This is a genomic window from Hymenobacter piscis (assembly GCF_018760735.1).
Lineage (GTDB): Bacteria > Bacteroidota > Bacteroidia > Cytophagales > Hymenobacteraceae > Hymenobacter > Hymenobacter piscis.
This window is the reverse complement of the sequence record NZ_JAHHZN010000010.1, coordinates 42767-68659: the sequence shown is the minus strand read 5'-3', so window position 1 is coordinate 68659 and position 25893 is coordinate 42767. Positions and strand designations below refer to the sequence as shown.

The following is a 25893-nucleotide window of genomic DNA, read 5'->3' as shown; positions in this document are numbered from 1 at the left end:
TTCAGCAGGACGCCGTACCTTTGCGGTATTATGTTCATTTCTGAGGTTCCCCTTGTTTCTGTGATTATCCCCGTGTACAATGCCGGGGACTACTTGCGTCCCGCCATCGAGAGCATTCTGCAGCAGACGTTTCAGGATTTCGAGCTGATCATCGTCGACGACTGCTCCCGGGACGAGAGCCTGGCCGTGGCCCGCAGTTACCAGACTGACCCGCGCGTGCGGGTGCTGGCCAACGAGCGAAACCGGGGGCGTTCCTTTGCCGACAACTACGGGGCCGAGTACGCCCGCGGCAAGTACATTGCCAAGATGGACGCCGACGACATTGCCCTGCCGCACCGGCTGCAGGCGCAAGTCGATTTTCTGGAGCAAAACCCCACGGTGGGTCTCACCAGCAGCTTCCTGCAATGCTTTGGCGAGTCGGACATCGTGTACGAGTACCCGCTGTCGGCCGACGCAGTGCGCAGCTTTCTGTTGTTCAACATGCCGGTGGCTAATCCCACAGCCTTTTTCCGCCGCTCCCTGCTGCAGGAGCACGGCCTGCGCTACGACGACACGATTCAGGACACGTTCGGCGAAGACTACGAGTTTATTGCCCGCCTGGCCCAGGTCACCGACATCGTCAACCAGCCCGACATTCTGCTGCACTACCGCACCCTGCCCCAGACGCTCAAGGCCGACGTGCACGCCCGGCGCAACGCCAAGAGCAACCAGATCCGGGAGCGGCAGTTGGGGGTGTTCGGTATTCCGTTCTGCGCGCGGGAACTACACGTGCATAACACCATCTCCTATTTCCCGTTTGTGCTGGGCGACATCACCCTGGCCGAAGTGCACGCCTGGCTCTGGAAGATTCACACCTTCAACCAGACGCGCCGCTACGCCGACCCCGCCGCCATGCTGCGTTGCGTGGCCGAGCGCTGGTTTCTGACCTGCTATCTGAACCCCGACCGCCGCACGAACGGGTGGGTGGAATATCATCGCCAGCCGCTGGCGCGCCACTATCAGCCCCGCCGGATGGTACAGGCAAAGTTCCTGATCAAAAACTACTTCATGCGTTTTTTTAAATAATATTCTGCCAATACGTAGTGATCAAACTTGCTTAATACCTCGTGCAGTTTACGCTGGCAGAGCGTCGTGTTTTGTGAAGAGAAATAGTTGATACAAAATTGTATCTGAACTTTGGGAGGCTTTGAAACTTAATAATAGTTTGGTTTTGTCTATTATTAAGTCAAATGGTATTTTTCAGCAACACGCAAAAAATGGATAAATTTGTAAAGTCAGAAGAAGAAGAGGTTCGTTCAATGGTTGTGTATATTTATAACAGCTTTGATGATCCACTTTTCAAAGGAATTTTATTGCCTTTTATGGAGCATGCTGCTTCTAAACAGCCTGATCTTCGCTTTCATCTTATCACCTACGAACAGCAAGACTGGCCACTTAATTCGACTCAACGGGCGGAGATACACCAGTCATTAAGCAAGTATAATACAAAATGGTATCCACTTGTATGGCATTCAGGTAAATTTAAAATTATAAAAAAAGCATACGATCTGCTGGTCGGTTTTATTTTAGTGCTTAAGTTGAGAATATTCGGAAATGTCAGTAGTATCGGCGGTTTAGGTACTATCTCAGGATCCTTCGCTTTTATTATAGCTAAGCTGCTAGGGCTGAAATTCTATGGTTTCTGGCATGAGCCACACAGCGAATTTATGCGTGATTTTAATATTTGGCCCACCAGCGGACTTGCATATAGAGGGCTGAACTATATGGAAAAAATATCAGGTCGTTACGCTGATGTCTTAACTACAGGTACTGATCATATGATTCACCGTCTACGGGCATCTGGAAGTAAAGCCACCATATTTAGATTGCCAAGTTGCGTCAATGAAAACCGTTTTCAATTCACGCAAGAGGGGCGGGACCGGATAAGGAAAGTGCTACCTATTTCAGCTGATGACACTCCTGTTGTACTGTACTTAGGTAAATTTGGAGGTATATATTATGATCAGGAAATTGGATTTTTATTTGCTGAACTGCATAAGCTTAATGCTAATTTATTTTTCCTTATTGTTTCACCAGATCCTGTTGCTCATATTAGTGAGGTAATGGCAGTAGCTGGGGTTCCCTCTACTCATTATAGTATTAAGCGGAGTCCATATCATGAAGTACAAGACTATATATCAGCCGCTGACTTTGGTATAGTAGCTATTCCAGCCTTACCGGCTCAGAAATATCGTTCGCCTATCAAAGTTGGCGAGTATTTATGCTGTGGACTTCCGTATTTAGTGTGTCGTGGCGTATCGGAAGATGATGTAGTAGCAGATGATTTTAAAGTTGGTGTTACGGTATCTGATTTTTCGGAGTCCGAGATTCGTAGGGCTTATCCCATGATTGAAGAATTTTTGAGCGAGGATAAATTTTTATTGAGAGAACGTTGCCGTGAAGCAGGTATTCACTATAGGGGTATTAGTCAGTATTTGCCTGTAGCTGAAAAGATATTTGCACATGTTCCTGTTACTTAGAAATTACTAAATATTTTGTATTTGCGAATTCGTGATGGGTTTATGAGCAAGTATATGCTGTGAAGTGCTTCGTGGCGTAGGATTGCAACCATGGTGAGCAAGGGAATAAACAGACAGTTTACAGAATCGACGTATGTTCATTTCTGAGGTTCCTCTTGTTTCCGTGATTATCCCCGTGTACAATGCCGGGGACTACTTGCGTCCCGCCATCGAGAGCATTCTGCAGCAGACGTTTCAGGATTTCGAGCTGATCATCGTCGACGACTGCTCCCGGGACGAGAGCCTGGCCGTGGCCCGCAGTTACCAGACTGACCCGCGCGTGCGGGTGCTGGCCAACGAGCGAAACCGGGGGCGTTCCTTTGCCGACAACTACGGGGCCGAGTACGCCCGCGGCAAGTACATTGCCAAGATGGACGCCGACGACATTGCCCTGCCGCACCGGCTGCAGGCGCAAGTCGATTTTCTGGAGCAAAACCCCACGGTGGGTCTCACCAGCAGCTTCCTGCAATGCTTTGGCGAGTCGGACATCGTGTACGAGTACCCGCTGTCGGCCGACGCAGTGCGCAGCTTTCTGTTGTTCAACATGCCGGTGGCTAATCCCACAGCCTTTTTCCGCCGCTCCCTGCTGCAGGAGCACGGCCTGCGCTACGACGACACGATTCAGGACACGTTCGGCGAAGACTACGAGTTTATTGCCCGCCTGGCCCAGGTCACCGACATCGTCAACCAGCCCGACATTCTGCTGCACTACCGCACCCTGCCCCAGACGCTCAAGGCCGACGTGCACGCCCGGCGCAACGCCAAGAGCAACCAGATCCGGGAGCGGCAGTTGGGGGTGTTCGGTATTCCGTTCTGCGCGCGGGAACTACACGTGCATAACACCATCTCCTATTTCCCGTTTGTGCTGGGCGACATCACCCTGGCCGAAGTGCACGCCTGGCTCTGGAAGATTCACACCTTCAACCAGACGCGCCGCTACGCCGACCCCGCCGCCATGCTGCGTTGCGTGGCCGAGCGCTGGTTTCTGACCTGCTATCTGAACCCCGACCGCCGCACGAACGGGTGGGTGGAATATCATCGCCAGCCGCTGGCGCGCCACTATCAGCCCCGCCGGATGGTACAGGCAAAGTTCCTGATCAAAAACTACTTCATGCCTAAAAAAAGCAAGGCACTAAAATCATGAGCAACTCTTCTACAGTTTCGCGCAAAAACATTCTCTTACTAATTCCGCAACTTTCTTATGGCGGAGCGGAGCGAGTATTTCATGATCACGCAAAACAACTGGCCTATCATCACAACGTTATTGAGTGTGTATTTGATAGCAGAACGGATGTTGCTTTTCCTACTGCTAATAAATTAGTAGGGCTGGATGTGGCTGCTGGAGCGAGTATACTAGGAAAAATATGGAGCTTTGTAGGCCGTATAAAACGTATGAAGCAATTGAAATCAGAATACAAAATTGATGTATGTATCAGTCACTTAGAAGGAGCAGACTATCTCAATATTCTTAGTAAAGGCCGTGAGCAGGTTATACTATGTATTCATAATTCCAAGCAGCATGATCCTAATATTACGGGAAAATTAGGGTGGCTTCGTCGGCGTGTACTGATGCCACTGCTTTACCGAACTGCAGACTACATTGTACCCGTTAGTCGCGACTTGCGTCAGGAACTTATTGATTTTCTTAAATTGCCTCAGTCAAAAGTCGTTACAATTAATAATTTCTTTGATGTTGAAGGTATTCGCATTCGGAGCAGAGAGCCGCTCTCGGCAGTTGAACAGAATTTATTTGAGCAGCATACTGTAATGATAACCTCAGGTCGCTTGGCTCTTGAAAAAAACCAGACAGCCTTATTAGATGTGTTGATTAATATGCATGCAAGCGGACACCAGAATGTCAAGCTTGCTATTTTGGGGGATGGACCATTGCGTTCAGATCTTTTGCTGCGTTGTCAGGAACTGGGCTTACGGAGTTGGCAGGTATGGTCTGGTACACCGCTGACATCGGAGTTTGATGTGTACTTTTTTGGTTTTCAGAGCAATCCATTTCAGTACATCGCGCGTGCTGCTTTGTCGCTACTATCGTCGTCTACTGAAGGTTTTCCAATGGCGTTGTGTGAGGCAATGGCCTGCGGTGTGCCAGTGGTATCGACGGATTGCCCGACAGGGCCCCGGGAGATTCTAGCTCCCCATACTCCGGCTACGCAATATGCTGTTAATGCTGAATGGGCCGAGTTTGGAGTATTGCTTCCTCTGCTCGGTGCCGGCCCTGTTCTAGCCCAAAATGCTTCGCTATGGGCTAATGCGCTTTCCAGTTTGCTGAATGATTCCATTCAACGTACAAACTACGCTACTCAGGCGCAGTCTAGGGTGCAGGATTTTGCGCCCAGCAAAATTATGAAGCGGTGGGAAGCACTGCTTGCTTCCACAACTTCCAGCAATCTGTTTTAGCTGTAACGCCCCGTTTGATGAGTCCACTATCCCAAGTAAAAATCCTGAACTGTCGAAATAACTCGCTGCTGCCCAATTCGACTCAGATCGTGGTAGAGCGGCAGGCGCACCAGCGTCTGGCCAAAACGCTCGGCGTGGGGCAGTTGCCGGCCATCGTGCCGGGGGGCGTAATAGGGGCTGCGGTGCAGGGGTAAGTAGTGGAAAACGGCCAGAATGTGGCGTTGGCGCAGGAAAGCCAGCAGGGCGTCGCGTTCCGCTTCGGAGCGGCAGAGCAGGGCAAACAGGTGCCAGTTGGGCTGACTGCCCGCCACCGGGGGCAGCAGCCCGAAGAACCCCGCGGCCGCCAGCGGAGCCAGGGCCGACTGGTACGTTTCCCAGAGATGCTGGCGCTGCTGCTGAATCCGGTGGCGGCTTTCGAGCTGGGCCCACAGATAGGCGGCGTTCAGCTCAGAGGGCAGAAAAGACGAGCCCACGTCTACCCACTCGTAGCGGGCGGCCTCGCCCCGGGCGAAGGCGGCGCGGTTGGTGCCCTTCTCCCAGATGATTTCGGCCCGGGCGGCCAGGGCCGGATCATTTACGGCCAGCAGACCGCCCTCGCCCGCGCTCAGGTTTTTGGTTTCGTGGAAGGAGAAAGCCGCCAGATGGCCGAAGGTGCCCAGGGGGCGCCCCTCGAAACGGGCCTCAATGGCCTGGGCGGCATCTTCCACCACCCACAGGGTATGGCGGCGGGCCAGCGCCAGCAGGGCCGGCATATCGCAGGGCTGACCGCCGTAGTGCACCGGCACGATGGCGCGGGTGCGCGGGGTGATGAGGGCTTCCAGCTGGGTGACATCCAGGTTGGGATGGTCGGGGCGGCTGTCGGCAAAGACGATGCGGGCCCCGCGCAGCACGAAGGCGTTGGCCGTGGAGGTGAACGTGTAGCTGGGCACGATGACTTCGTCGCCGGGCTGAATATCGAGCAGCAGAGCGGCCATTTCGAGCGCGTCGGTGCCGCTGGTCGTCAGCAGGGCTTTGGCCATACCGTAGTGCTGCTCGAAAAACTGCTGGCAGCGCCGGGTAAAGAGTCCGTTGCCCGAGAGCTTACCGGCCGCCACGGCCTGGCGGATGTACTCCAGCTCCGGCCCGGCCAGGCAGGGGCGGTTGAAGGGAATGAAGTCGGGGGGCAGGGGGGAGGGAATCATGCCGGGTCGGTGGTTTCGGCCAGCACGTAGAGCGGGCGGTTCCGGACGCCCTCGAAGGTTTTGCCCACGTACAGACCCACGATGCCGAGCACCGCGATAATGATGCCCGAAAACAGGCTGATGCTTACCATCAGGCTGGCGTAACCCGGCACGGTAATCTGCCCCAGCAGGTAGCGGCCCAGCATCAACAGCCCCAGCAGAAAGGCCCCGCCCGAGAGCAGCAGTCCGAAGTACACGGCCAGGCGCAGGGGCTTATCGGAGTAGGTGAGCAGAATGTCGAGGGCCAGGCGGAGGCGGCGGACCAGGGAGTAAGACGAGGGCCGGGTGCCCGCCCCGTGGGCCACCGGCAGGCTGGTCTGCCGGAAGCCGGCCCAGCGAACCATGGTGGGGAAGTAGCGGGTGCTTTCCCGCAGCTGGAGCAGGGCCTCAATCAGGCGGCGGTGGTAGATTCCGAAGTTGCCTACCGCCGGATCCTGGGGCTCGCCCGTGAGGTAAGCCAGCACCCGGTAGAAAGCGCGGCTCCCACCCCGGACCAGGGCCGAATCGGTGCGGGCCCCGCGCCGGGCCAGCACGGCCTCGTAGCCTTCCTGCGCCCGGGCCAGCAGGCGCGGAATTTCCTCGGGCTGGTCCTGCAGGTCGCAGTCCATCACCACCACCCACTCGCCCCGGCTGGCGTCGAGGCCGGCGGTGAGGGCGTGGTGCTGGCCAAAATTGCGCGACAGGCGCCGGCCCCGCACCCGGGCATCGAGGGCGGCCAGCTGCCGGATAGCGGGCCAGTCGGCCGGGTCAGGACTCCCGTCGTCAACCAGCACCACCTCGTAGGCGGGCGTGAGGGCCGCCAGGACCGGGTGCAGGCGCCCGAGCAGCACCGGCAGCACGGAGCCGGCCCGGTACACGGGAATGACCACGGAAAGCAGGAGTGGGGCAGCAGACATAAGGGGGAGGGAGAGAGGCGTCAAATATACGCAGGCGGCCGGGGTGGGGCGGGCCGGCCTATTGCCGTACCTTTGCCGGGCGGGCCGGCATCAGCGGGCTCCCCTTTCTATGCGCATTCTGTTTCTGGTTCCGTACCCGCCCGGCCGGGCTCCCTCCCAGCGTTTCCGTTTCGAGCAGTACCTGGAACTGCTCACGCAGGCTGGTCACCACTGGAAAATGGCCCCGTTTATTTCGGTAGCTACCTGGGATATTCTCTACAAACCCGGTCACGCCCTGGCCAAAGCCACGGGCATTCTGGGGGGATTTCTGCGCCGCCTGCTGTTGCTGGCCAGCGTGCCGGGCTATGATTTCGTGTTCGTGCACCGCGAAGCCTCGCCCATCGGTCCGCCCGTGTTTGAGTGGCTGATTGCGAAAGTGTTCCGCAAAAAGATCATCTATGATTTCGACGATGCCATCTGGCTGGCCAACACGTCGGAGGCCAATAAAATTGTGGCGGGTATTAAGTGGCACCAGAAGGTGGACAGCATCTGCCGCTGGGCCCACAAGGTAAGCTGCGGCAACGCCTACCTGCGCGACTACGCCCGCCGGTTCAACCCCAACGCCCTCGTCAACCCCACCACCATCGATACCGAGCACCTGCACAACCAGGTGCGGGACCAGCAGCAGCCGGGCCGGCTGGTGATTGGCTGGACGGGGACGCACTCCACCCTGAAATATCTGGAGCAGGTGGTGCCCGTGCTGGCCCGGCTGGAGCAGGAATTCGATTTTGAATTCCGGGTGATTTCCAACCAGCCCCCGCAACTGCCCCTGCGCAGCCTGGTGTTTCAGCCCTGGCGCAAGGAAACCGAAATTGCGGACCTGCTGGGCTTTCACGTGGGCCTGATGCCGCTGGAAGACGACCGGTGGGCCAAGGGCAAGTGCGCCTTTAAGGCACTACAGTACATGGCCCTGGGGGAGCCGGCGCTGGTGTCGCCGGTGGGCATGAACACGGAAGTAGTCACCGACGGCTACAACGGGTACGTATGCGCCACGCTGCCGGAGTGGGAGGCCGCGCTGCGGCGGCTGCTGCAAAATCCGACGCTGAGGGCGGAACTCGGCCAAAAAGCCCGGCAGACCATTGTCAGCCGTTACTCGGTAGCGGCCAACTGGCCGAACTTTCTGGCCTTGTTCAGCTGAGAGCCGGGCGGGTTGTTGAAAGTACGCAGGTTTGCTGTTAACCACAGCTAGAAGGATCCCCTTACCTTTGTGGTTGGAATTGTCACATCCGCATAGAACTCAAACCACTGGAGAAGGGTTTTTTACTCGTTCTTACCGCTCTTTTTAAGGAACAGGACGGCTATGCACCTTTTTAACTCTATTGTTTTGCCCACTGAAAGCAACATACATACTGAGCATCATAAGATGAGGTCAACTACACGAAGCAAAAAGTACTGGTGGATTTGGGCAGGCCTGATAGCGTTGGTAGGGGCCGTAGCTTTCATTAGCTACTTCAACGTGGACCGGACGCTGACGCAGGAAGACCGGCAATACGTTCAGGCGTTCCTGCCGGGAGTACCAGCAGATGTGGCTCCGACTTTATCTTATGAAGAACAGATTGAGTTGATAAAACGGGCTCAAGCGGCGGTCCATGCCCATACTACGGGCTGGAACGGAATACCGGAAGGGCAACCTCGCGAGCCAAAGCAGCTATTCCTTAGTCGTGATGGGTTGTGCTATGACCGGAGCAGAGTATTAGAAAAAATATTCACTTATCTGGGCTTTACAAATCGTCATTTAGCAATGTTTCAACGGCGAGAGGGCCAGCCCGCAGTAGCAACATTGGTGTCATCGAACGTGCCTAGTCACGCCATTTCGGAGGTGTTGACAAAAAAAGGATGGCTTTTAGTTGACTCCAATGTGCTCTGGGTAAGTCTGGATAAGAAGGGAATGCCAGTATCCATGCCTCAGTTGCAGAAAGCTCATAAGTTAGGGAAAAAGCATCAATGGGCTGCTCACCCAATTGGTTCCGACAGCGTATTCTATCAGAATCAGTGCATTCCAGTATATGGATTGTATTCCCGGCACGGACGTTTCTACCCACCTTATGTATCAGGTATTCCAGATTATCGGATTCAGGCCTTGTGGGATAATTTTGAGTAAATGCGTTCTATACAGGCACTTTAAGGTGGTCTTAAGTTGCATATAGTCGGGAAGTTGTTGATAAATTATACGCTTCCCTATTTGATATGCTATTGGTAGGTGTAGGGTAAGCGGTGTATTTAAATCTGAGAGGATCCATAAAATCCAAGGTCTGATGGGGCCGGTGGATACCATAGTCATGTTGCAACTCGTCCACTAACTGATACCCATGGGTCAGCGAGTGAAGTGGGCGGATGTCGCGAGCAGCTCGCGGCGAAACGAGAAGTTGAAGCGTTCAATGTAGGCATGTTGAGTCGGCTTACCAGATTGAATCAAATGCAGAGTAATGGCCTGTAGATTAAATTGTTAAATCAATTCGACGCTGATGAACTCAGGGCCATTGTGCAACTGCATAGGGTGGTCATGGCACTTGACTGAGAGCGTGAGCACCTGCACAACAGGATTGGTAGGTAAGGAGAGTCATTTCCACGCCTAGGCTCGCGGTTGTAATCGTAGAGGACATTTAATAGCCTGGAGCCGTTGTCCATCAGCCAATATGTCGCTCGTAAAGTTGAGATACCAGCCTACGTTGGCTGCCTCGGGCACAACTGTAGCAGTTTCGCAAACTGTAGAAACGCGTATTCGTGTCTCTACAGTTTGTGAAATCGTGCATACGAGGCGGTCGACAAGACGTAAATAAGCGTCTTTACCGCAGCTGGTTTGCACCGTTCAAAAAACCGCTATAAGGGCTGCTTGACGCACGCTGGTACACGATTTTTCAGGTGTCAAGAAAGGTTAAGCGCCAGTGCCCGGTAATATGTAGCGTCCGTTTACGATTGATAAATAGTCCGTTTTTGCGCAAGTGCTGGTATAGCTTTCAGAACCTCCGACCCGGATGCTGTTCACTCAATGCCCACAGGGTCTGCAGTGAGGTGATGAGCACTTGGAGTGGCAGGAGCAAAATCCGCATTTTGCCTCAAAAAAAGCAGCAGTATGACCGACCCCATAGGATGCCACATTACCTCACGTTGGACTACCGCCCTTTCTATTTCGTTTCGTAGTCGTCAGGTAATGAGATTCATGCCTTATTCTACTCACTACTGGCGCTCGATCTGGGGATGTGTACAGGAGGAGGTTACTATTATAACATGATTATAATCAGCGAAGCGCGAGTTGCTTACGTTTTTTGCTACGGGTGGTTGAGTCAGCTCTATATTGCATGATATAAAGTGCAGATAGATAAAAAGGCATCATGGGTATTTTGTAGCGAACTAGTGTTCCAAAATTACCACTATTGACACCTACTCCAATGGAAAATATTATAGAAAATATGAAACAAAAAGTCAGGATAGGTTCAGATGCGATTAGCTTGATACTTTTCAAAAATCCAGATTTATAGAACAATTTAATAGTTAGGAACAAGAATAAAGAGGCTTCCATGGCAGACAGCAGCATAATAGGGTTGCGAGCCTCGAATAGAAATGGTCTAAAAATTGTAACTACAACGGCTTGAGGAGCTACTTTGACAATTGATCCTATGCTGCCGTCAAGTTTTCCGATATCATACAGTGATCCTTGGCGCGTTACAGCCCTGCGCATGAGATAATCCTGATTTATGCGGCTTCGCTCTGCAATGTTTTCTAGATCATATTCCGCATCACCAGCTGTTATATTAGTTACCCCTACATAAGCAGCTCCTAGGCCAGCTGTAATGAAGATAGGTAATAAGGAAATTCTCAAGAATTTGGATTTTATTTTATTATTATTTTCAATAAAAATCCACAGCATACAAGGTCCAATAAACGATAATAATATATACACCTTTACTGAAGCAATGATGAATGCACCAGCTGTTCCTAAGAATATTGCTGTTACGATATTCTTGCGAATAACTAAGCCGTGATAAAATCCATAGAATGCCCATCCTAATGCTCCCATACATAAAGAGTCCTTCATCAGGCCTGATCCCCAGAAAAACACAGAAGGCAGGAAAAAGATAGCAAAGGCAAATTTTCGGTAAGCTAATGGATAAATTCGAATGAATGTTGTATACATAGCCCACATTCCACAAAAACTCAGGCATGCAAAAAATAGTCCTATTACGGTGTATGTATTAAAGCAAAGAATGGAAAAAAACGAGGCTACTTGAACAACGAAGTATTCAGTAGGTGAATTATACCACACCATTTGCTGAGAATATTTTAACATGTCAGCATCGAGTGCTGGTTGGGCGGTCAGTATCTTGATGCCAGTTGATGACGAAGTAGTTAAAGCCTCGTATACAACTTTTGTATGATTATAGTAATTAAACGTGTCGCCGCCGCTGTAATAAAACTGATAAATAAGGCCCAGCGAAATGGCACCCAGAAATTTTACGGATAAGGCGGGGATGAAATATTTCCGGGTTAATGGATTGGTAAACCGCTTGCGCAGGGCGAAGGCCAGGCCGTAAAACAGGCCCAGGTAGAGGGGAGTGAGAAAAAGGTCCTTCAGTTCCATGCGTGGGGTAGGCTATTTGGCGTTCAGATAAGCCTTGGCTTCCCGATACTGTTCCGATTTGCGGTCCGATTTATTTAGCACTACCGTGTAGTACCGACGGGCGGCCGTCGCGTCGCGGGCCTTATCGGCCAGGCGGGCTAACGCCAGGTTGGCGAATACGTAGAAGCCGTACTTGGTTTCGCCATTCAATTCAGCAAAGACGATGCACCGCTGGTAGTATTCCTTGGCTTTCGTCAAATCCTTGTACTTATTCTGCATCAGAAAAGCCAGGAAGTAGGTGGCATACCGGCCACTGTTGGCCTCGTAGCCGGGCAGGCCCCGATTGAGCTTGTCGAGGATGTCCCGGCTGGTTCGCTCACACTCGTCGAACCTTCCCTCCCGGAAGCAGGCATTGGCGTAGATGCGCTGAAAGTAGCCGTTTTCGGGGTAAGTAGTAGCCAGGTAGCGTGCTACGGGCATGGCCTGCTCCGGCTTGTCTTCCTCATTAAGCAGAATGCGCATTAGGAAGACCCGGGCTTCCGGTCCCACGTACACGCCGTTGTCGGCCACGTTGCGGAGTTGCTGCAGGCCCAGCTGCTTGTTGCCCTTGGGAAAGAACAGCAGCACGGGTTTAAGCAGCGGGTAATTTTCCGGAATCCAGACGGCGTAGTAATTAAACAAGGCCTGTCCGAAGAGAAACTCCGGACTCAGGCCGTTGGCTTCCTTGCTTTTATCGAGGTATTCGAGGGAGCGTTTGGCGCTGACGGTAGCTTTGCGCCAGTCGTGGCGCTCGGCGTGCAGGCGGGCATCGAATCCGTAGCCGGCCGCCAGAAAAAAGCAGGACTCGTAGTTCTTCTTATCGGCGCGGTACATGGCCTCGCCCTTGGCGATGGTAGTATCCATGTAGGCGAAAAACTGCTTGTCGTAGAGGGTCGTCTGAATACCCGGCGGGACAATTTTCCACCACGTGCTCAGCCCCAGCAGAAAGTAGGGCATGGGGTGGTTGGGGTAGCGGCGGCGCAGGCTGCGAAACTGGCGTTCGGCTTTGTCGTACTTAAAGTTGTAAAGGTTGTATACCGCCCCTTCCAGCTCGGTCTTGATGTCCTGGTCGAGCAGCAGCCACCCTTTGGTATCCACGGCAGCGGGGGCTACATCCACGTTTTCCAGCTGCACCTGACGAACTGTATCGGGCAGGGGCGCCGGCGCAAGGGTATCCGGTTGCTGGCCGCAGACAACCAGGGGCAGTAGTAGCAGAGTCAACAGGACAAATCGGAGGCGTTGGAGCATATCACTAATAAAGTTATGGCTTTAAACAGTAGCTGAACTATGCTCTAGCTCGCTCATCTGAAGGGCTAAAGTAGAACATTTGACGTAGTTTTGGACAAATAAAATACGGTCTATGTCCCTTCTACAAGCCCTTTGCCAGATTCCCGCGCCGTCTGGCCAGGAGGCGGCCCTGACAGAATTTCTGCTGCGCTACATTCAGGACCAGCGGACGACGTGGCACACCCAGCCAACCATCCTGGCCGGGGGAGAGTTCCAGGATTGCATTATTTTGATATTCGGGACGCCCCGCACGGCTGTTTTCGCCCATCTCGACAGCATAGGATTCACGGTGCGCTACGGTCGGCAACTGGTCAAAATCGGTGGTCCCGTGGTCGAAACCGGTTACCGGCTGGTAGGGCAGGATAGCCAAGGGCCTATCGACTGCACGCTGGCTGTTGACGATACCACCGGGGCCCTGAGCTACAAATTTCACCGCGACATTGACCGGGGTACAGCCCTGACGTTTTACTGCGACTTCCGGGAAACCGAGACCACCGTGCAAAGCTGCTACCTCGATAACCGTCTGGGTGTGTGGAACGCGCTGCGCCTGTGCGAAACGCTGACCGATGGCATTGTGGCCTTTTCGTGCTGGGAAGAGCACGGCGGCGGCTCGGTAGCCTACCTGGCCAAGCACATCTACGAAACCTACGGGGTACGCCAAGCCCTGATTTCCGACATCACCTGGGTGACGGAAGGCGTGCAGCCCGGACTGGGCGTGGCCATTTCCCTGCGCGACTCCCTGATTCCGCGCCGCAGCTACGTGGAGCGCATCCGGCGCATCGCCGAAGCCGCCGGCCTACCGCATCAGCTGGAAGTGGAAGGCAGCGGCGGCTCCGATGCCAAGGAGCTGCAGCACGGGGCCCAGCCCTGGGACTGGTGCTTTATCGGGGCGCCCGAAGACAATGTACACTCGCCCCACGAAATCGTGGATAAGCGGGACATCGAGAGCATGCTGGCCCTGTATCAGGTGCTGATGCGGGAGCTGTAGAAAGACAAGGGGAGAGCGTACAGGCGTCGGCCGGCTGGTAGAGGACCAGTCGGCCGACGCTTTTTTGCGGGCTTGCAGCAGCCGGGACGGGGAGCAGGGAAAGCTTGACTATCAGCTAATAAATTTTATTTTACCCGTCCGAAATGCGCTTGTATCTCTCCACCAACCTCACCAATTCCCACCGCTTATGATGTCTGTTCTTTACGCAGTACCGGTTTTGGGCGTTCTGGCCCTTTTGTATACCTGGATTCGTTCGGGCTGGGTGAGCCGCCAGGACGCCGGCGACGAGCGGATGCGCACCATTGCCGGCTACATTGCCGACGGGGCCATTGCCTTCCTCAAAGCCGAATACCGGGTTATGGTCATTTTCGGCCTGATTGCCTCGGCCTTCCTGTTTTACCTGGGCAGTACCGGCGAAAAGTCGAGCCCCGTGATTGTTATTGCCTTCCTGATCGGGGCCGTTTTCTCGGCGCTGGCCGGGTTTATCGGGATGAAGATTGCCACCAAGGCCAACGTGCGCACGGCCCAGGCGGCGCGCACCAGTCTGAGCCGGGCCCTGAGCGTGTCGTTTTCGGGGGGCTCGGTGATGGGCATGGGCGTGGCCGGCCTGGCGGTGTTGGGGCTGGGCTCGTTGTTTATCGTGTTCTACCAGCTGTTTGTGGTGAACCGGGGCGGCGGGGCCAACGGCGTTGAGATGGAAACGGCCCTGGAGGTGCTCACCGGCTTCTCGCTCGGGGCCGAAAGCATTGCCCTGTTTGCCCGGGTGGGTGGCGGTATCTATACCAAAGCCGCCGACGTGGGCGCCGACCTCGTGGGCAAGGTGGAAGCCGGCATTCCCGAGGACGACCCCCGCAACCCCGCCACCATCGCCGACAACGTGGGCGACAACGTGGGCGACGTGGCCGGCATGGGGGCCGACCTGTTCGGCTCCTACGTGGCTACTATTCTGGCTACCATGGTGCTGGGCCGGGAAGTAGTGGCCCGCGGCGACCAGTTTCAGGGCCTCTCGCCCATTCTGCTGCCAATGGTGATTGCGGGCATGGGTATCGTGGCCTCGCTGATTGGCATTCTGTGCGTGCGGGTGAAGGAGGGCGGCAACGTGCAGGCGGCCCTCAACCTGGGCAACTACGTGTCGGTGCTGGTATCGGGCGTGGCCTCGTTCTTTATCATCCGCTGGATGCTGCCCGCCGAGGACCTGCTGATCCGGGGCATCACCTTCAACGCCATGAACGTGTTCTACGCCGTGGTGGTGGGCCTGATTGTGGGCACGCTGATGAGCATTATCACGGAGTACTACACGGCTATGGGCAAGCGGCCGGTATTGAGCATCGTGCGCCAGAGCTCCACGGGCCACGCCACCACCGTTATCGGGGGACTGGCCGTGGGCATGGAAAGCACCGTGCTGCCCATTATCGTGCTGGCGGCCGGCATCATCCTGAGCTACGAGTGCGCCGGCCTCTACGGCGTAGCCATTGCCGCCGCCGGCATGATGGCCACCACCGCCATGCAGCTGGCCATTGACGCCTTCGGACCCATTGCCGACAACGCCGGCGGCATTGCCGAAATGAGCGAGCTGCCTAAGGAAGTGCGCGAGCGGACCGACATTCTGGACGCCGTGGGCAACACCACCGCCGCCACCGGCAAGGGCTTCGCCATTGCCTCGGCCGCCCTCACCTCCCTGGCTTTGTTTGCGGCCTTCATGGGCACGGCCAACATCACGAGCATCGACATCAGCAACGCCCGGGTGCTGGCCGGCCTGTTCGTGGGCGCCATGATTCCGTTCATCTTCTCGGCCCTGGCTATTTCGGCCGTGGGGCGGGCGGCCATGGCCATGGTGCAGGAAGTGCGCCGGCAGTTCCGCGAAATTCCGGGCATCATGGAAGGCACCGGCCGGCCCGAGTACGAGAAGTGCGTGGCCATTTCGACCCAGGCGGCCATCCGGGAAATGATGCTGCCCGGCGCCATCGCCCTGGTGGTGCCCGTGCTGGTGGGCTTCACCATGGGACCCGAAGTGCTGGGCGGCACCCTGGCCGGCGTGACGGTGAGCGGGGTGCTGATGGCCATGTTCCAGAGCAACGCCGGCGGGGCCTGGGACAACGCCAAGAAGAGCTTCGAGAAGGGCGTGATGATTGACGGCAAGATGGAGTACAAGGGCTCCGACGCCCACAAGGCCTCCGTTACGGGCGACACCGTGGGCGACCCGTTCAAGGATACCTCCGGCCCCAGCATGAACATCCTCATCAAGCTCATGAGCATCGTGTCGCTGGTGATTGCACCCCACATTGCGGCCCCCGAGCGCGGCGTGGCCCGGGAGCCGCAAGTCCCGGCTACTCACGTGCGTAACGTAACGGCCCCCGCTGTCAGCGTGCCCCTGATGACGGTGCGCCGGTAGGAGAGGGCCAACGGGCCGGTCATGCCGGGCCTGGCAGAACGCCATTCCGAGCGGAGCCGAGGAATCTCGCGCGCTGATGTTGTGCCAGTGACCTTAAGAGAGGATTACTACTACAACGTCAGCACGCGAGATTCCTCGGCTTCGCTCGGAATGACGTTCTTCCCTAATCCCTAATCCCTAATCCCTAACCCGAAAGCGGCTTTTCGACTACCTTTGTGGGGCCCGCTCGACCAGGGCCCAACCCCAAACGGATGAACCAGGACGTTATTTCCCTGCATAACAAGCAGTTCGCGCCTTACCTGTCGGCCCAGGACCTGACGACGGCCATCCGGGACGTCGCGGCCCGCCTCAACCAGGACTACGCCGGCCAGCAGCTGCTGTTCGTGGTGGTGCTCAACGGCTCATTCATGTTCGCCGCCGATTTGCTCAAGGAAATCAGCCTGCCCTGCGAGGTGTGCTTTATCCGGGTGGCCTCTTACCAGGGCACCAGCAGCACCGGCAAGGTGAAGGAGGTGCTGGGCCTGACCGAGGACCTGCGCGGCCGCCACGTGGTCATTCTGGAAGACATCGTGGACACCGGCCACACCATGCGCATGCTTCTCGACACGCTCGGGGCCCAGGCGCCGGCTTCGCTGGAAGTGGCCACGCTTTTTCTCAAGCCCGAATGCCTCCAGCACGAGCTGAGCCTGCGCTACGTGGGCCGGAGCATCCCCAACGACTTTATCGTGGGCTACGGCCTCGATTTCGACGGTCTGGGCCGCAACTACCCCGACGTTTATAAGGCCGTGTAACGCCGCCGGGCGGGCTCCGCTTCGGCCGTCGGCGGCCGATTGGCGTAGGGCCTTTGCCTTTCGTTGCTTATATTTCCAGAACCCACTCGTTTTCTACTCCCCGCGTAATACTTCGCTACTCATGCTGAATCTCGTGCTCTTCGGCCCGCCCGGTGCCGGTAAAGGAACGCAAAGCCAGAAGCTGATTGCCCGCTATAATCTGGTTCATCTTTCCACCGGCGACCTGCTGCGCGCCCAGATTACCCAGGGCACGGAACTCGGCCTGCGGGCTAAAAAACTCATGGACGAAGGTCTGCTGGTGCCCGATGAAGTGGTGATTGGCATGATCGGCTCCGCCCTGAAAGACAACCAGCAGGCTTCTGGCTTCATTTTCGACGGTTTCCCGCGCACGGTGCCCCAGGCCGAAAGCCTCGACCGGCTGCTGGCCGAGCACGGCACCCAGGTTTCGTGCATGGTGGCCCTGGAGGTAGACGAGCAGGAGCTGGTGACCCGCCTGCTGGAGCGGGGCAAAACCTCCGGCCGCCCCGACGACCAGAACGAGGAGAAAATCCGCAAGCGCGTAACGGTGTACAACACCGAGACGGCCCAGGTGGCCGGCTACTACGCCCAGCAGAACAAATTCCACGCCCTGAACGGCATTGGCGCCATCGACGACATCTTCGGCCAGATCTGCGGTATCCTCGACCAGCACCAGCCCGCCACCTCCCAAAGCAGCCAGCAGGCGACCAAGGAAGTAAAAGCGTAACTTTGCCGCTGCTACCCGCCTGGGTAGTGGCAGAACCATCTGTCATCCTGAGCGCAGCGAAGGACCTTAGCCCATCTGAGCGAGTCGTTACAACGATTATCGTTCAACGGGCATAAGGTCCTTCGCTTCGCTCAGGATGACAGCTGTTTTTCACACAACTCACTTTGCAGGCTGAACAATGGAGCACATCGGCTTCTGACTTCTAGCTTCTAAATTCTAACTTCTCAGAAGTGGCTTCCAATAACTTCATCGACTACGTCAAAATCAACTGCCGCTCGGGCAAGGGGGGCGCGGGCTCGCACCACTTCTTCCGGGCCAAGGGCCTGCCCAACGGCGGCCCCGACGGGGGCGATGGGGGCCGGGGCGGCCACATCATTCTTGAAGGCAGCTCCCAGCTCTGGACGCTGCTGCACCTGCAGTACCAGAAGCACCTGATTGCCCAGGCCGGCGAAGGCGGGGGCGAAAACCTGCGTTCCGGCAAGCAGGGCGAGGATATCATCATTCAGGTGCCCCTGGGTACGGTAGCCCGCGACGCCGAAACGGGCGAGAAGAAGCTCGAAATCACGGAGGACGGCCAGCGCCTCATCCTCACGCCCGGGGGCCGCGGCGGCCTGGGCAACGACCACTTCAAATCGGCCACCAACCAAGCCCCCCAGTACGCCCAGCCCGGCGAGCCCGGCATCGACGAGTGGGTGATTCTGGAGCTCAAGCTGCTGGCCGACGTGGGCCTGGTAGGCTTCCCGAACGCGGGCAAGAGCACGCTGCTGTCAGTGGTTTCGGCGGCCAAACCCAAGATTGCCGACTACGCCTTCACCACCCTCACGCCCAACCTGGGCGTGGTGGCCTACCGCGACTACAAGTCATTTGTGATGGCCGATATTCCGGGCATCATTGAGGGCGCGGCTGAGGGCAAGGGCCTGGGCCACCGCTTCCTGCGCCACGTGGAGCGCAACTCCATTCTGCTGTTCATGATCAGCTGCGACTCGCCCGACATCAACGCCGAGTACCAGGTGCTGCTCAGCGAGCTGGAGCAGTTCAACCCCGAGCTGCTGGACAAGAAGCGCCTGCTGGCCATCAGCAAGTCGGATATGCTGGATGAGGAGCTGGAGGCCGAAATCCGGGCCACGCTGCCCACGGAGCTGCCCACCATCTTCATCTCCAGCCTCACCAACAAGAACATTCAGCCGCTGAAGGATATGATCTGGACGGCGCTGCACGCGGAGTAGGGAGTTTAGAAGTTAATAAGTTGAGAAGGTAGAAAGTGACCGGTGCCGTAGTCACGCTCCTTACTGTGCAGTAAGCATTCAGACGCTCGAATCCAGGTTGCTGGCCAGCACATTCTGACTTCCCGCCTTACAAACTTTCGCACTTGGCCGTGCCAACCTGACAGCCATTTTGCCTTTGGCAAACTCCTTGCGCCCGCCTACTGGCCCAACGGCAAACCCTGTGAAAAACCCATTCCGACGAATATTCAATAAAATGGCTGACGATAACAACCTGCCCCAGGACGACAATCTGTCGGTAGACGCTGACCAGGTGGCTGGCGAAATGACCGCCGAAACTACTGATACTTCCGAAGCTGCCGAAGGCACGACGGAAGCCGCCGGTACCAAAACGGAAGCCGAGCTGGCTGACCTCAAGGACAAGTACCTACGCCTGGCCGCCGAGTTTGAGAACTACAAGCGCCGCACCTCCAAGGAGCGCTCCGATCTGTTCAAGACCGCCAACCAGGAGCTGATGGTGGCCCTGCTGCCCGTGCTCGACGACTTTGACCGGGCCCGCCACCACACCCAGGATACGGACGACGCCAACGCCGTGCGCGAAGCCGTGGACATCATCCAGAATAAGCTCCAGAAAACCCTCACGCAGAAGGGCCTGGCCCCGATGGAGGTGAAAGGTACTGCCTTCGACTCCGAGCTGCACGAGGCCATTACCCAGATTCCGGCCCCGTCGGAGGACCTCAAGGGTAAAATCGTGGATGAGGTGGAGAAAGGCTACTACCTCGGCGACAAAGTGATTCGCCACGCCAAGGTGGTGCTGGGCGCTTAGTCGAGTATTGAGTATGGCGTATTGAGTAGCTAGTGCCCGGCCTGGACCGCTACTGCTCAATTTTAGTCTCAGTACTCAATACCACCTACTCAATACTAAAAAGATGGCAACGAAGCGAGATTATTACGAGGTGCTGGGCGTAGCCAAAAACGCGGCGGGCGATGAAATCAAGAAGGCTTACCGCAAGGTGGCCATCAAGTATCACCCCGATAAAAACCCCGACGACCCCACCGCGGAGGACAAGTTCAAGGAGGCCGCTGAGGCCTACGAGGTGCTCAGCGACGAGCAGAAGCGCGCCCGCTACGACCGGTACGGCCACCAGGCCAGCGGCGGCGGGGGCGGCGCGGGTCCCAACATGGAGGACATCTTCAGCCAGTTCGGGGACATCTTCGGCGGCGGCGGGGGCGGCTTCGAGAGCTTCTTCGGGGGCGGCCGGGGCCAGCAGGGCGGGCGGCGCGTGCGCAAGGGCTCCAACCTGCGCATCAAGCTCAAGCTCGACCTGGAGGAAGTAGCCAACGGCGTCGAGAAAAAAATCAAGGTGAAGCGCTACGTGGCCTGCAACACCTGCTCGGGTACCGGCGCCAAGAACGGCACCGACCTCAAAACCTGCGGCACCTGCAACGGCCAGGGCCAGGTGAAGCGGGTGGTGAATACCATGCTCGGCCAGATGGTAAGCGCCTCCACCTGCCCCACCTGCGAGGGCGAGGGCCAGGTAGTAACCAGCAAGTGCGACGTCTGCCACGGCGAAGGCCGCCAGCTCCACGAGGAAGTCATTCCGATCAACATTCCGGCCGGCGTGGCCGAGGGCATGCAGCTGAGCATGAACGGCAAGGGCAACTACCCCGAGCGCGGCGGTGTGCCCGGCGACCTGCTCATCCAGATTGAGGAGGAGCCCCACGAGCTGCTGCGCCGCGACGGCAACAACATCATGTTCGAGCAGTACATCTCGTTCGTGGATGCCGCCCTGGGCTCCAACATTGAGGTGCCCACCATTGAGGGCAAGGTGAAAATCAAGGTGGAGCCGGGCACCCAGCCGGGTAAAATCCTGCGCCTGCGCGGCAAGGGCATCAAGGACATTAACGGCTACGGCCGCGGCGACCAGCTGATTCACCTCAGCGTCTGGACGCCCAAGAACGTGACCAACGAGGAGCGGGAGCTGCTCGAAAAGCTCCGCGACGCCCGCAACTTCACGCCCAATCCCGGCAAGAACGAGAAGGGCTTCTTCGAGAAAGTAAAGGAGTACTTCCAGTAGAAATCACGGATTTTGTGGACGGAAACGCCCGCTTCCCTTTGGGGGAGGCGGGCGTTTTTTTGTTTTTCCGCGACCGGTATTTGGGTCCAGAAAAATAAAATCCGCCCGATTCTGTAATGCGGATTTGGGTTGGCCGATATAGAGCGCAAACTTCCCCGCCTCATGTCCCTATCTGCCCCGCTCGCCCCGGATTTTGTGGAGGTGCTCCACGCGCACCAGTCCCGGCTGCGGCGGGTGGCCCGGACCTACTGCCCCGACGCCGACGACCGGCAGGACCTGTACCAGGAAATTGTGCTGCAGCTCTGGCGGGCGTGGCCGCGCTATGAGGCCCGGCCCGAGGTGCAGCTGGGCACCTGGCTCTACCGGGTGGCGCTGAACGTGGCCATTTCCGATTTGCGCCAGCGCACCCGCCGCCCGGCTTCCGCCAGCCTCAGCCGCCCCAATATCCCGGAGTTGCCCGCCCCGCCGCCCGAAGGCCCCGACCCCGACGACCTGGCCCAGCTCTACCGGGCCATTGCCCGTCTTTCCGACGTGGAAAAGGCTTTCGTGCTGCTCTATCTCGAAGAAAAAACCTACGCCGAAATGGCTGATATCCTCGGCATCACGCCCAACAACGTGCGCGTGAAAATGCACCGCGTCCAGGACAAGCTCCGCCAACTGCTAACCCAACCCGCCTGATGGAACTCGATGACTTTCGCCGCCAGTGGCAGCAGCAGCCCGTTGGTTCTTCCACCGATACCCTCACGTCCGAACAAACCCTGCGCGCCATGCTCACCGCCCACACCTCCGCCAACCCCCTGATCCGGCTGAAGAAAAATGCGGTCCGGGAGCTGCAATTTGTGCTGATGGGGCTGGTCCTGATTGTGTTCGACGCGCTGATATTCTTTCGTCACGTGGCGAAAATGCAGCTGTTTGCGGCCGGGATTTTTCTGGTTATTTGCCTGGTGGGGCTGATTGTGTACCGCCGCCTGCAGCTCATCCGCCAGATGGAGGGCCAGCAGGGCAACCTCTACCACTTACTCCAAACCCGCATTAGCCGGTTCCGGCAGCTCATGCGCCTGCACGATTGGGTGGGCGTCGGGGCCCTGTTTTGCCTGTACGTTTTCGTGGGCGTCGTGCGGTGGGAGTACGTGCGGGCTTACCTCGCGCCGGGCCAACCCGGCTGGGGCGGGCACCTGGCGGCGGCGGCCGGCGGCCTGCTGCTGCTACTGGCGTTGCTCTACGCCGCCTACCGGACAGGGCGCCGGGAGCACCAGCGCCGCTACGGCCGCTACCTTGACCAGCTGGAAGCGGCGCTGAGCGAGTTGCGGGCCTAAAGCGGCCGGTTCGTTGAAATCCATTCCTGGAGTATAGAGAAAAGCCTACATTCGAACTTCCAACCTTCCTATTCCGAACCGTGCAACCCATTCTCCAAGCCCTGAACGTGCGCAAGGCCTACGCCCAGCACGTTGCCCTCGATGGCGTGAGCCTCGACATTCCGGAGCGCAGCATCTTCGGCCTGCTCGGGCCCAACGGCGCCGGCAAAACGTCCCTGATCCGCATCATCACCCAGATTACCGGGGCCGATGCGGGCGAAATCCGCATCCGGGGCGAGAAGCTGGCTCCCCGCCACATTGCCGAAATCGGCTACCTGCCCGAGGAGCGGGGCCTGTATAAGAAAATGAAAGTGGGCGAGCAGCTGCTCTACCTGGCCCGTCTCAAAGGCCTCACCCGCACCGACGCCACCCAGCGCATCAAAACCTGGCTCCAGCGCCTCGACATTGCGGCCTGGGCCGAGAAGAACGTGGAGGACCTCAGCAAGGGCATGCAGCAGAAGGTGCAGTTCATTGCCACCGTGCTCCACGAGCCCGGTATCATCATCCTCGATGAGCCGTTTTCGGGCTTCGACCCCATCAACGCCAACCTGATCAAGGACGAGATTCTGGCCCTGCGCGAGAAGGGCGCCACCATCATTTTCTCCACCCACCGCATGGAGTCGGTGGAGGAAATGTGCGACAACATCGCCCTCATCAACCGCAGCCGCAAGGTGCTCGATGGCACCGTGGGCGACATCCGCAACACGTTCCGCACCCAGACCTACGCCGTGGAAGGCCGGGGCCGCCTGATGGTGGTGCACCCCGATTTCGAGGTAATCGAGCACCACGAGCGCGAAAACGGCCACTTCTACGACGTGATTCGTCTGCACGCCGGGGCCACGCCCAATGACTTGCTGCGCTACCTCATCGGCAACGTGGAAGTGCACGCCTTCCGGGAGCTGATTCCGAGTATCAACGACATCTTTATCCGGCGGGTGCGCGAAACCATGCCCGAAACGATTCTGGAAGGGGAGCCGGTGCACTAGCCCGGTTCGTCTAGTCCTTCTTTCCTTCCTTTCTCCACGCCAGAACTTTCCCGACTCATGGATAAAATGTTCCTCATTTTTCAGCGCGAATACCTGACCCGGGTTCGTAAGAAAAGCTTCCTGATTATGTCCCTGGTGGGGCCCCTGCTCACCGTGGCCCTGTTTGCCGTGCCCGTGCTCATCGCCAAAATGTCGGACAGCGGCAAGGTGGTAGCCATTTCCGACGCGGGCGGGCTGTTTCAGACCCTGCCCGAAAACAACGGCGACCTGCGCTTCACCCGGGTATCAGCCGACCTGCCCACGGCCAAAGCCGAATTCAAGAAAACCAAGTATGATGCCCTGCTGCACGTGCCGAAGCTGGATCTGACCAACCCCGGCGGGTTTCAGGTGTTTTCGCGCAAAGGCCTGGGCCTGTCGCTGGAAAACGATGTGCGCCGGGCCGTGGAAGGAGCGGTAGAAAATCAGCGCCTGAGCCAGGCCGGCATCGACCGGGCCACCCTGGATAAGATGAAGGTAAAAGTGGAGCTGCAGACCATCAGCCTCAGCGACGAGGGGGAGCGAAGCTCCAGCACCGGCGCCAGCACGGGCGTGGCCTACATCTGCGGGTTCCTGATTTACATGTTCATTTTCATTTATGGCATCCAGATTATGCGGGGCGTGATGGAGGAAAAAACCAACCGCATCGTGGAAGTGGTGATTTCCTCCGTGAAACCGTTTCAGCTCATGATGGGCAAGGTGCTGGGCATTGCCGCCGTGGGCTTTACCCAGCTGGCGTTGTGGGTGCTGCTGTCGGTTGGCATCAGCTCGGTTATGGCAGGCTCCGTGAGCCCCGATAAGATGGTGGAAGCGCGCGTGAACAGAACTGCCGCAACGACCACCGCCACGCTGAGCACCGATACGCCCCAGGAAAAAGCAGCTAAAAAGGACACCAACGTAGCCGCCAAAATGACGACCGCCCTGCGCGCGGCCAATCTCAACGTACCGCTGCTGGTAGGCTGCTTCCTGTTTTACTTCCTGGGCGGCTACCTGTTCTACGGAGCCCTGTTCGGGGCCATCGGCGCGGCCGTCGACAACGAAACCGATACCCAGCAGTTTATGCTGCCCGTCACGATGCCGCTGATCCTGACCATCATCGTGTCCCAGGCCGTGCTCACCACCAATCCCAACGGCACGGTGGCCTTCTGGATGTCGATGATTCCGCTCACTTCGCCCATTGCCATGATGATGCGCCTGCCCTTCGGCGGCGTGCCGCTGTGGCAGCTGGGTTTGTCGATGGTGCTGCTGATTGGTGGCTTTATGGCCGCTATCTGGGTCGCGGCCCGCATCTACCGGGTAGGCATCCTGATGTACGGCAAGAAAATCACCTACGGCGAGCTGTCGAAGTGGCTGTTCTATAAAGGCTAGATTTCCCCCTCCGAGTACGCCGCAGCTGCCCCGGTCCCGCAAGGTGCCGGGGCAGTTTGGTATCGGGGTATTGCTGTATTATTGGACCATTATCCACGCTATTCCTTCTGCCATGCTTACCGCCTGTATCCTCGGAGCACTTTCTACCTGCCTTCATCCTGCGACTGCGCCCGATAGTCTGGTGATATTCCGGGCGGGGCGCACGTATCAGTACGGGGCCGTTTTTATCAGTCCGGCCGGCGATACGCTTTCCCGGGGCGGCGTCACGCTGGAGGCGCTGGGAACTCCCTGGGTGGCACAGCGCAAAACCCAGACGGCCATCCGCAGGCGTTACCACTACACGGCGCAGGACTCCATCACCTTTCTGGCGTACCCAAATCCTAAAACCAAGCGCCCGGACAAGCCCGAGCGGTATAGTTGGGCGCGTACAGACGTTACCGGCGTCATCGAAAACAAGCAGAAAATCTGGATCCACCCATTCCGGGACAACCAGTACGTGCACACGGAAGTAGCGCCATTTCCCCAGGTATACCTTGATTCCTTGCAGCTAGGCGGACATTGGCGTAGTCGGTTGTTCATCATGATTGGATACGGCAAGTTCAAAGGCACCACAAACAGCACTTACCAGGTAGCGGGCCAGGAAACCCGACAGTACGGGGAGCTGACGCTGCCTGGCTGCTGGCTGGTTAAATCCGTTGCAGCTCACGACAATCTAGGTGACAGCTCCCTGGATTTCTACTTTCATCCTCAGTATGGATTCACTGAAATGCATTACCGCTTTTTCGATGGCACCCGCATTTCCTTCGTCCTGACGCAGGTATCCGGCAGTTCGGGGCAGTGACGTCGGGGCAGTTTGGTATCGGGGTATTGCTGTATCTTCGGCACCGCCGGTGGGCTGTATTTCGACCGGCCGCTTACTTTT

Annotated in this window: 23 protein-coding genes; 18 read left to right on the top strand and 5 right to left on the bottom strand. The window is 57.2% G+C overall.

The features are described from left to right. Nucleotides 1–60: 60 nt before the first annotated feature. From KLP40_RS12325 to KLP40_RS12310, 4 genes are all read left to right on the top strand, one after another. Nucleotides 61–1065, top strand: coding sequence for a glycosyltransferase family 2 protein (locus tag KLP40_RS12325; protein WP_215594088.1), 1005 nt, complete (start codon nt 61–63; stop codon nt 1063–1065). Nucleotides 1066–1256: 191 nt separating this feature from the next. Next, on the top strand, nt 1257–2519 hold the full coding sequence (locus tag KLP40_RS12320; protein WP_215594087.1) for a glycosyltransferase family protein: 1263 nt from the start codon (nt 1257–1259) through the stop codon (nt 2517–2519). Between the two features lie 163 nt (nt 2520–2682). After that, complete coding sequence (locus KLP40_RS12315; RefSeq protein WP_215594086.1) at nt 2683–3702, top strand: glycosyltransferase family 2 protein; 1020 nt, start codon at nt 2683–2685, stop codon at nt 3700–3702. Continuing rightward, the gene (locus KLP40_RS12310) at nt 3699–4970 is read left to right on the top strand and encodes a glycosyltransferase (RefSeq protein ID WP_215594085.1); all 1272 of its coding nucleotides are present in this window, start codon (nt 3699–3701) and stop codon (nt 4968–4970) included. Before KLP40_RS12315 ends, KLP40_RS12310 begins: the two co-directional genes overlap by 4 nt. A 26-nt stretch (nt 4971–4996) precedes the next feature. Here the strand turns inward: KLP40_RS12310 and rffA are convergent, their stop codons facing one another. Beyond that, entirely contained in the window at nt 4997–6151 is a 1155-nt protein-coding gene (gene rffA / locus KLP40_RS12305) for a dTDP-4-amino-4,6-dideoxygalactose transaminase (RefSeq protein ID WP_215594084.1), read from the bottom strand. Beyond that, nucleotides 6148–7086, bottom strand: coding sequence for a glycosyltransferase family 2 protein (locus KLP40_RS12300; protein ID WP_215594083.1), 939 nt, complete (start codon nt 7084–7086; stop codon nt 6148–6150). Before KLP40_RS12300 ends, rffA begins: the two co-directional genes overlap by 4 nt. Before the next feature lie 109 nt (nt 7087–7195). Here KLP40_RS12300 and KLP40_RS12295 point away from each other — a divergent pair, with 109 nt between their 5' ends. Further along, on the top strand, nt 7196–8263 hold the full coding sequence (locus tag KLP40_RS12295) for a glycosyltransferase family 4 protein (RefSeq protein ID WP_215594082.1): 1068 nt from the start codon (nt 7196–7198) through the stop codon (nt 8261–8263). 162 nt (nt 8264–8425) lie between these two features. Next, entirely contained in the window at nt 8426–9226 is an 801-nt protein-coding gene (locus KLP40_RS12290; RefSeq protein WP_215594081.1) for a hypothetical protein, read from the top strand. A 213-nt stretch (nt 9227–9439) separates the two neighbouring features. Here the strand turns inward: KLP40_RS12290 and KLP40_RS21650 are convergent, their stop codons facing one another. The 3 genes from KLP40_RS21650 to KLP40_RS12275 all read right to left on the bottom strand — a co-directional run bounded on the left by KLP40_RS21650 (nt 9440) and on the right by KLP40_RS12275 (nt 12970). Then, nucleotides 9440–9547 carry an integrase core domain-containing protein gene (locus KLP40_RS21650; RefSeq protein WP_394370035.1) on the bottom strand — a complete coding sequence of 36 codons (108 nt, stop codon included), beginning with the start codon at nt 9545–9547 and terminating at the stop codon, nt 9440–9442. 816 nt (nt 9548–10363) lie between these two features. Next, nucleotides 10364–11704: a hypothetical protein gene (locus KLP40_RS12280; RefSeq protein WP_215594079.1), complete on the bottom strand. Its 1341-nt coding sequence runs from the start codon at nt 11702–11704 to the stop codon at nt 10364–10366. Nucleotides 11705–11716: 12 nt separating this feature from the next. After that, the gene (locus tag KLP40_RS12275) at nt 11717–12970 is read right to left on the bottom strand and encodes a tol-pal system protein YbgF (protein ID WP_215594078.1); all 1254 of its coding nucleotides are present in this window, start codon (nt 12968–12970) and stop codon (nt 11717–11719) included. Between the two features lie 112 nt (nt 12971–13082). Between KLP40_RS12275 and KLP40_RS12270 the strand changes: the two genes are divergently transcribed. The 12 genes from KLP40_RS12270 (at nt 13083) to KLP40_RS12215 (ending at nt 25812) form a co-directional block, all read left to right on the top strand. Next, nucleotides 13083–13997, top strand: a complete 915-nt coding sequence (locus KLP40_RS12270; RefSeq protein ID WP_215594077.1) for a M20/M25/M40 family metallo-hydrolase — start codon at nt 13083–13085, stop codon at nt 13995–13997. A gap of 187 nt (nt 13998–14184) precedes the next feature. Next, nucleotides 14185–16389, top strand: coding sequence for a sodium-translocating pyrophosphatase (locus tag KLP40_RS12265; RefSeq protein WP_215594076.1), 2205 nt, complete (start codon nt 14185–14187; stop codon nt 16387–16389). Between the two features lie 251 nt (nt 16390–16640). Continuing rightward, the gene (gene hpt, locus KLP40_RS12260) at nt 16641–17180 is read left to right on the top strand and encodes a hypoxanthine phosphoribosyltransferase (RefSeq protein ID WP_215594075.1); all 540 of its coding nucleotides are present in this window, start codon (nt 16641–16643) and stop codon (nt 17178–17180) included. A gap of 121 nt (nt 17181–17301) precedes the next feature. Continuing rightward, the gene (locus KLP40_RS12255) at nt 17302–17925 is read left to right on the top strand and encodes an adenylate kinase (protein WP_215594074.1); all 624 of its coding nucleotides are present in this window, start codon (nt 17302–17304) and stop codon (nt 17923–17925) included. A gap of 230 nt (nt 17926–18155) precedes the next feature. Next, on the top strand, nt 18156–19151 hold the full coding sequence (gene obgE, locus KLP40_RS12250; protein WP_215594073.1) for a GTPase ObgE: 996 nt from the start codon (nt 18156–18158) through the stop codon (nt 19149–19151). A gap of 253 nt (nt 19152–19404) precedes the next feature. Beyond that, nucleotides 19405–19974 (top strand): nucleotide exchange factor GrpE, encoded by a 570-nt coding sequence (locus KLP40_RS12245; protein WP_215594072.1) that lies wholly within the window; start codon nt 19405–19407, stop codon nt 19972–19974. Nucleotides 19975–20077: 103 nt separating this feature from the next. Continuing rightward, nucleotides 20078–21226: a molecular chaperone DnaJ gene (dnaJ, locus tag KLP40_RS12240; RefSeq protein ID WP_215594071.1), complete on the top strand. Its 1149-nt coding sequence runs from the start codon at nt 20078–20080 to the stop codon at nt 21224–21226. Nucleotides 21227–21388: 162 nt separating this feature from the next. Then, a complete protein-coding gene (locus KLP40_RS12235; protein ID WP_215594070.1) occupies nt 21389–21904 on the top strand; it encodes an RNA polymerase sigma factor in 516 nt (171 codons plus the stop codon). Next, on the top strand, nt 21904–22542 hold the full coding sequence (locus KLP40_RS12230; RefSeq protein WP_215594069.1) for a hypothetical protein: 639 nt from the start codon (nt 21904–21906) through the stop codon (nt 22540–22542). The genes KLP40_RS12235 and KLP40_RS12230 overlap by 1 nt, the downstream gene beginning before the upstream one ends. An 80-nt stretch (nt 22543–22622) precedes the next feature. Next, entirely contained in the window at nt 22623–23567 is a 945-nt protein-coding gene (locus tag KLP40_RS12225) for an ABC transporter ATP-binding protein (protein WP_215594068.1), read from the top strand. A gap of 57 nt (nt 23568–23624) precedes the next feature. Then, nucleotides 23625–24971, top strand: a complete 1347-nt coding sequence (locus tag KLP40_RS12220) for an ABC transporter permease (RefSeq protein ID WP_215594067.1) — start codon at nt 23625–23627, stop codon at nt 24969–24971. 112 nt (nt 24972–25083) lie between these two features. Continuing rightward, nucleotides 25084–25812: a hypothetical protein gene (locus KLP40_RS12215; RefSeq protein ID WP_215594066.1), complete on the top strand. Its 729-nt coding sequence runs from the start codon at nt 25084–25086 to the stop codon at nt 25810–25812. The last annotated feature ends 81 nt before the right edge of the window (nt 25813–25893 follow it).

What these genes read in the sequence shown, in the direction of transcription:
- KLP40_RS12320 (WP_215594087.1), top strand. Translation starts at nt 1,257, where the DNA reads ATGGATAAATTTGTAAAGTCAGAAGAAGAAGAGGTTCGTTCAATGGTT.
- KLP40_RS12310 (WP_215594085.1), top strand. Translation starts at nt 3,699, where the DNA reads ATGAGCAACTCTTCTACAGTTTCGCGCAAAAACATTCTCTTACTAATT.
- rffA (WP_215594084.1), bottom strand. Translation starts at nt 6,151, where the DNA reads ATGATTCCCTCCCCCCTGCCCCCCGACTTCATTCCCTTCAACCGCCCC.
- KLP40_RS12300 (WP_215594083.1), bottom strand. Translation starts at nt 7,086, where the DNA reads ATGTCTGCTGCCCCACTCCTGCTTTCCGTGGTCATTCCCGTGTACCGG.
- KLP40_RS12295 (WP_215594082.1), top strand. Translation starts at nt 7,196, where the DNA reads ATGCGCATTCTGTTTCTGGTTCCGTACCCGCCCGGCCGGGCTCCCTCC.
- KLP40_RS12290 (WP_215594081.1), top strand. Translation starts at nt 8,426, where the DNA reads ATGCACCTTTTTAACTCTATTGTTTTGCCCACTGAAAGCAACATACAT.
- KLP40_RS12280 (WP_215594079.1), bottom strand. Translation starts at nt 11,704, where the DNA reads ATGGAACTGAAGGACCTTTTTCTCACTCCCCTCTACCTGGGCCTGTTT.
- KLP40_RS12275 (WP_215594078.1), bottom strand. Translation starts at nt 12,970, where the DNA reads ATGCTCCAACGCCTCCGATTTGTCCTGTTGACTCTGCTACTACTGCCC.
- KLP40_RS12270 (WP_215594077.1), top strand. Translation starts at nt 13,083, where the DNA reads ATGTCCCTTCTACAAGCCCTTTGCCAGATTCCCGCGCCGTCTGGCCAG.
- KLP40_RS12265 (WP_215594076.1), top strand. Translation starts at nt 14,185, where the DNA reads ATGATGTCTGTTCTTTACGCAGTACCGGTTTTGGGCGTTCTGGCCCTT.
- hpt (WP_215594075.1), top strand. Translation starts at nt 16,641, where the DNA reads ATGAACCAGGACGTTATTTCCCTGCATAACAAGCAGTTCGCGCCTTAC.
- KLP40_RS12255 (WP_215594074.1), top strand. Translation starts at nt 17,302, where the DNA reads ATGCTGAATCTCGTGCTCTTCGGCCCGCCCGGTGCCGGTAAAGGAACG.
- KLP40_RS12245 (WP_215594072.1), top strand. Translation starts at nt 19,405, where the DNA reads ATGGCTGACGATAACAACCTGCCCCAGGACGACAATCTGTCGGTAGAC.
- dnaJ (WP_215594071.1), top strand. Translation starts at nt 20,078, where the DNA reads ATGGCAACGAAGCGAGATTATTACGAGGTGCTGGGCGTAGCCAAAAAC.
- KLP40_RS12235 (WP_215594070.1), top strand. Translation starts at nt 21,389, where the DNA reads ATGTCCCTATCTGCCCCGCTCGCCCCGGATTTTGTGGAGGTGCTCCAC.
- KLP40_RS12230 (WP_215594069.1), top strand. Translation starts at nt 21,904, where the DNA reads ATGGAACTCGATGACTTTCGCCGCCAGTGGCAGCAGCAGCCCGTTGGT.
- KLP40_RS12220 (WP_215594067.1), top strand. Translation starts at nt 23,625, where the DNA reads ATGGATAAAATGTTCCTCATTTTTCAGCGCGAATACCTGACCCGGGTT.
- KLP40_RS12215 (WP_215594066.1), top strand. Translation starts at nt 25,084, where the DNA reads ATGCTTACCGCCTGTATCCTCGGAGCACTTTCTACCTGCCTTCATCCT.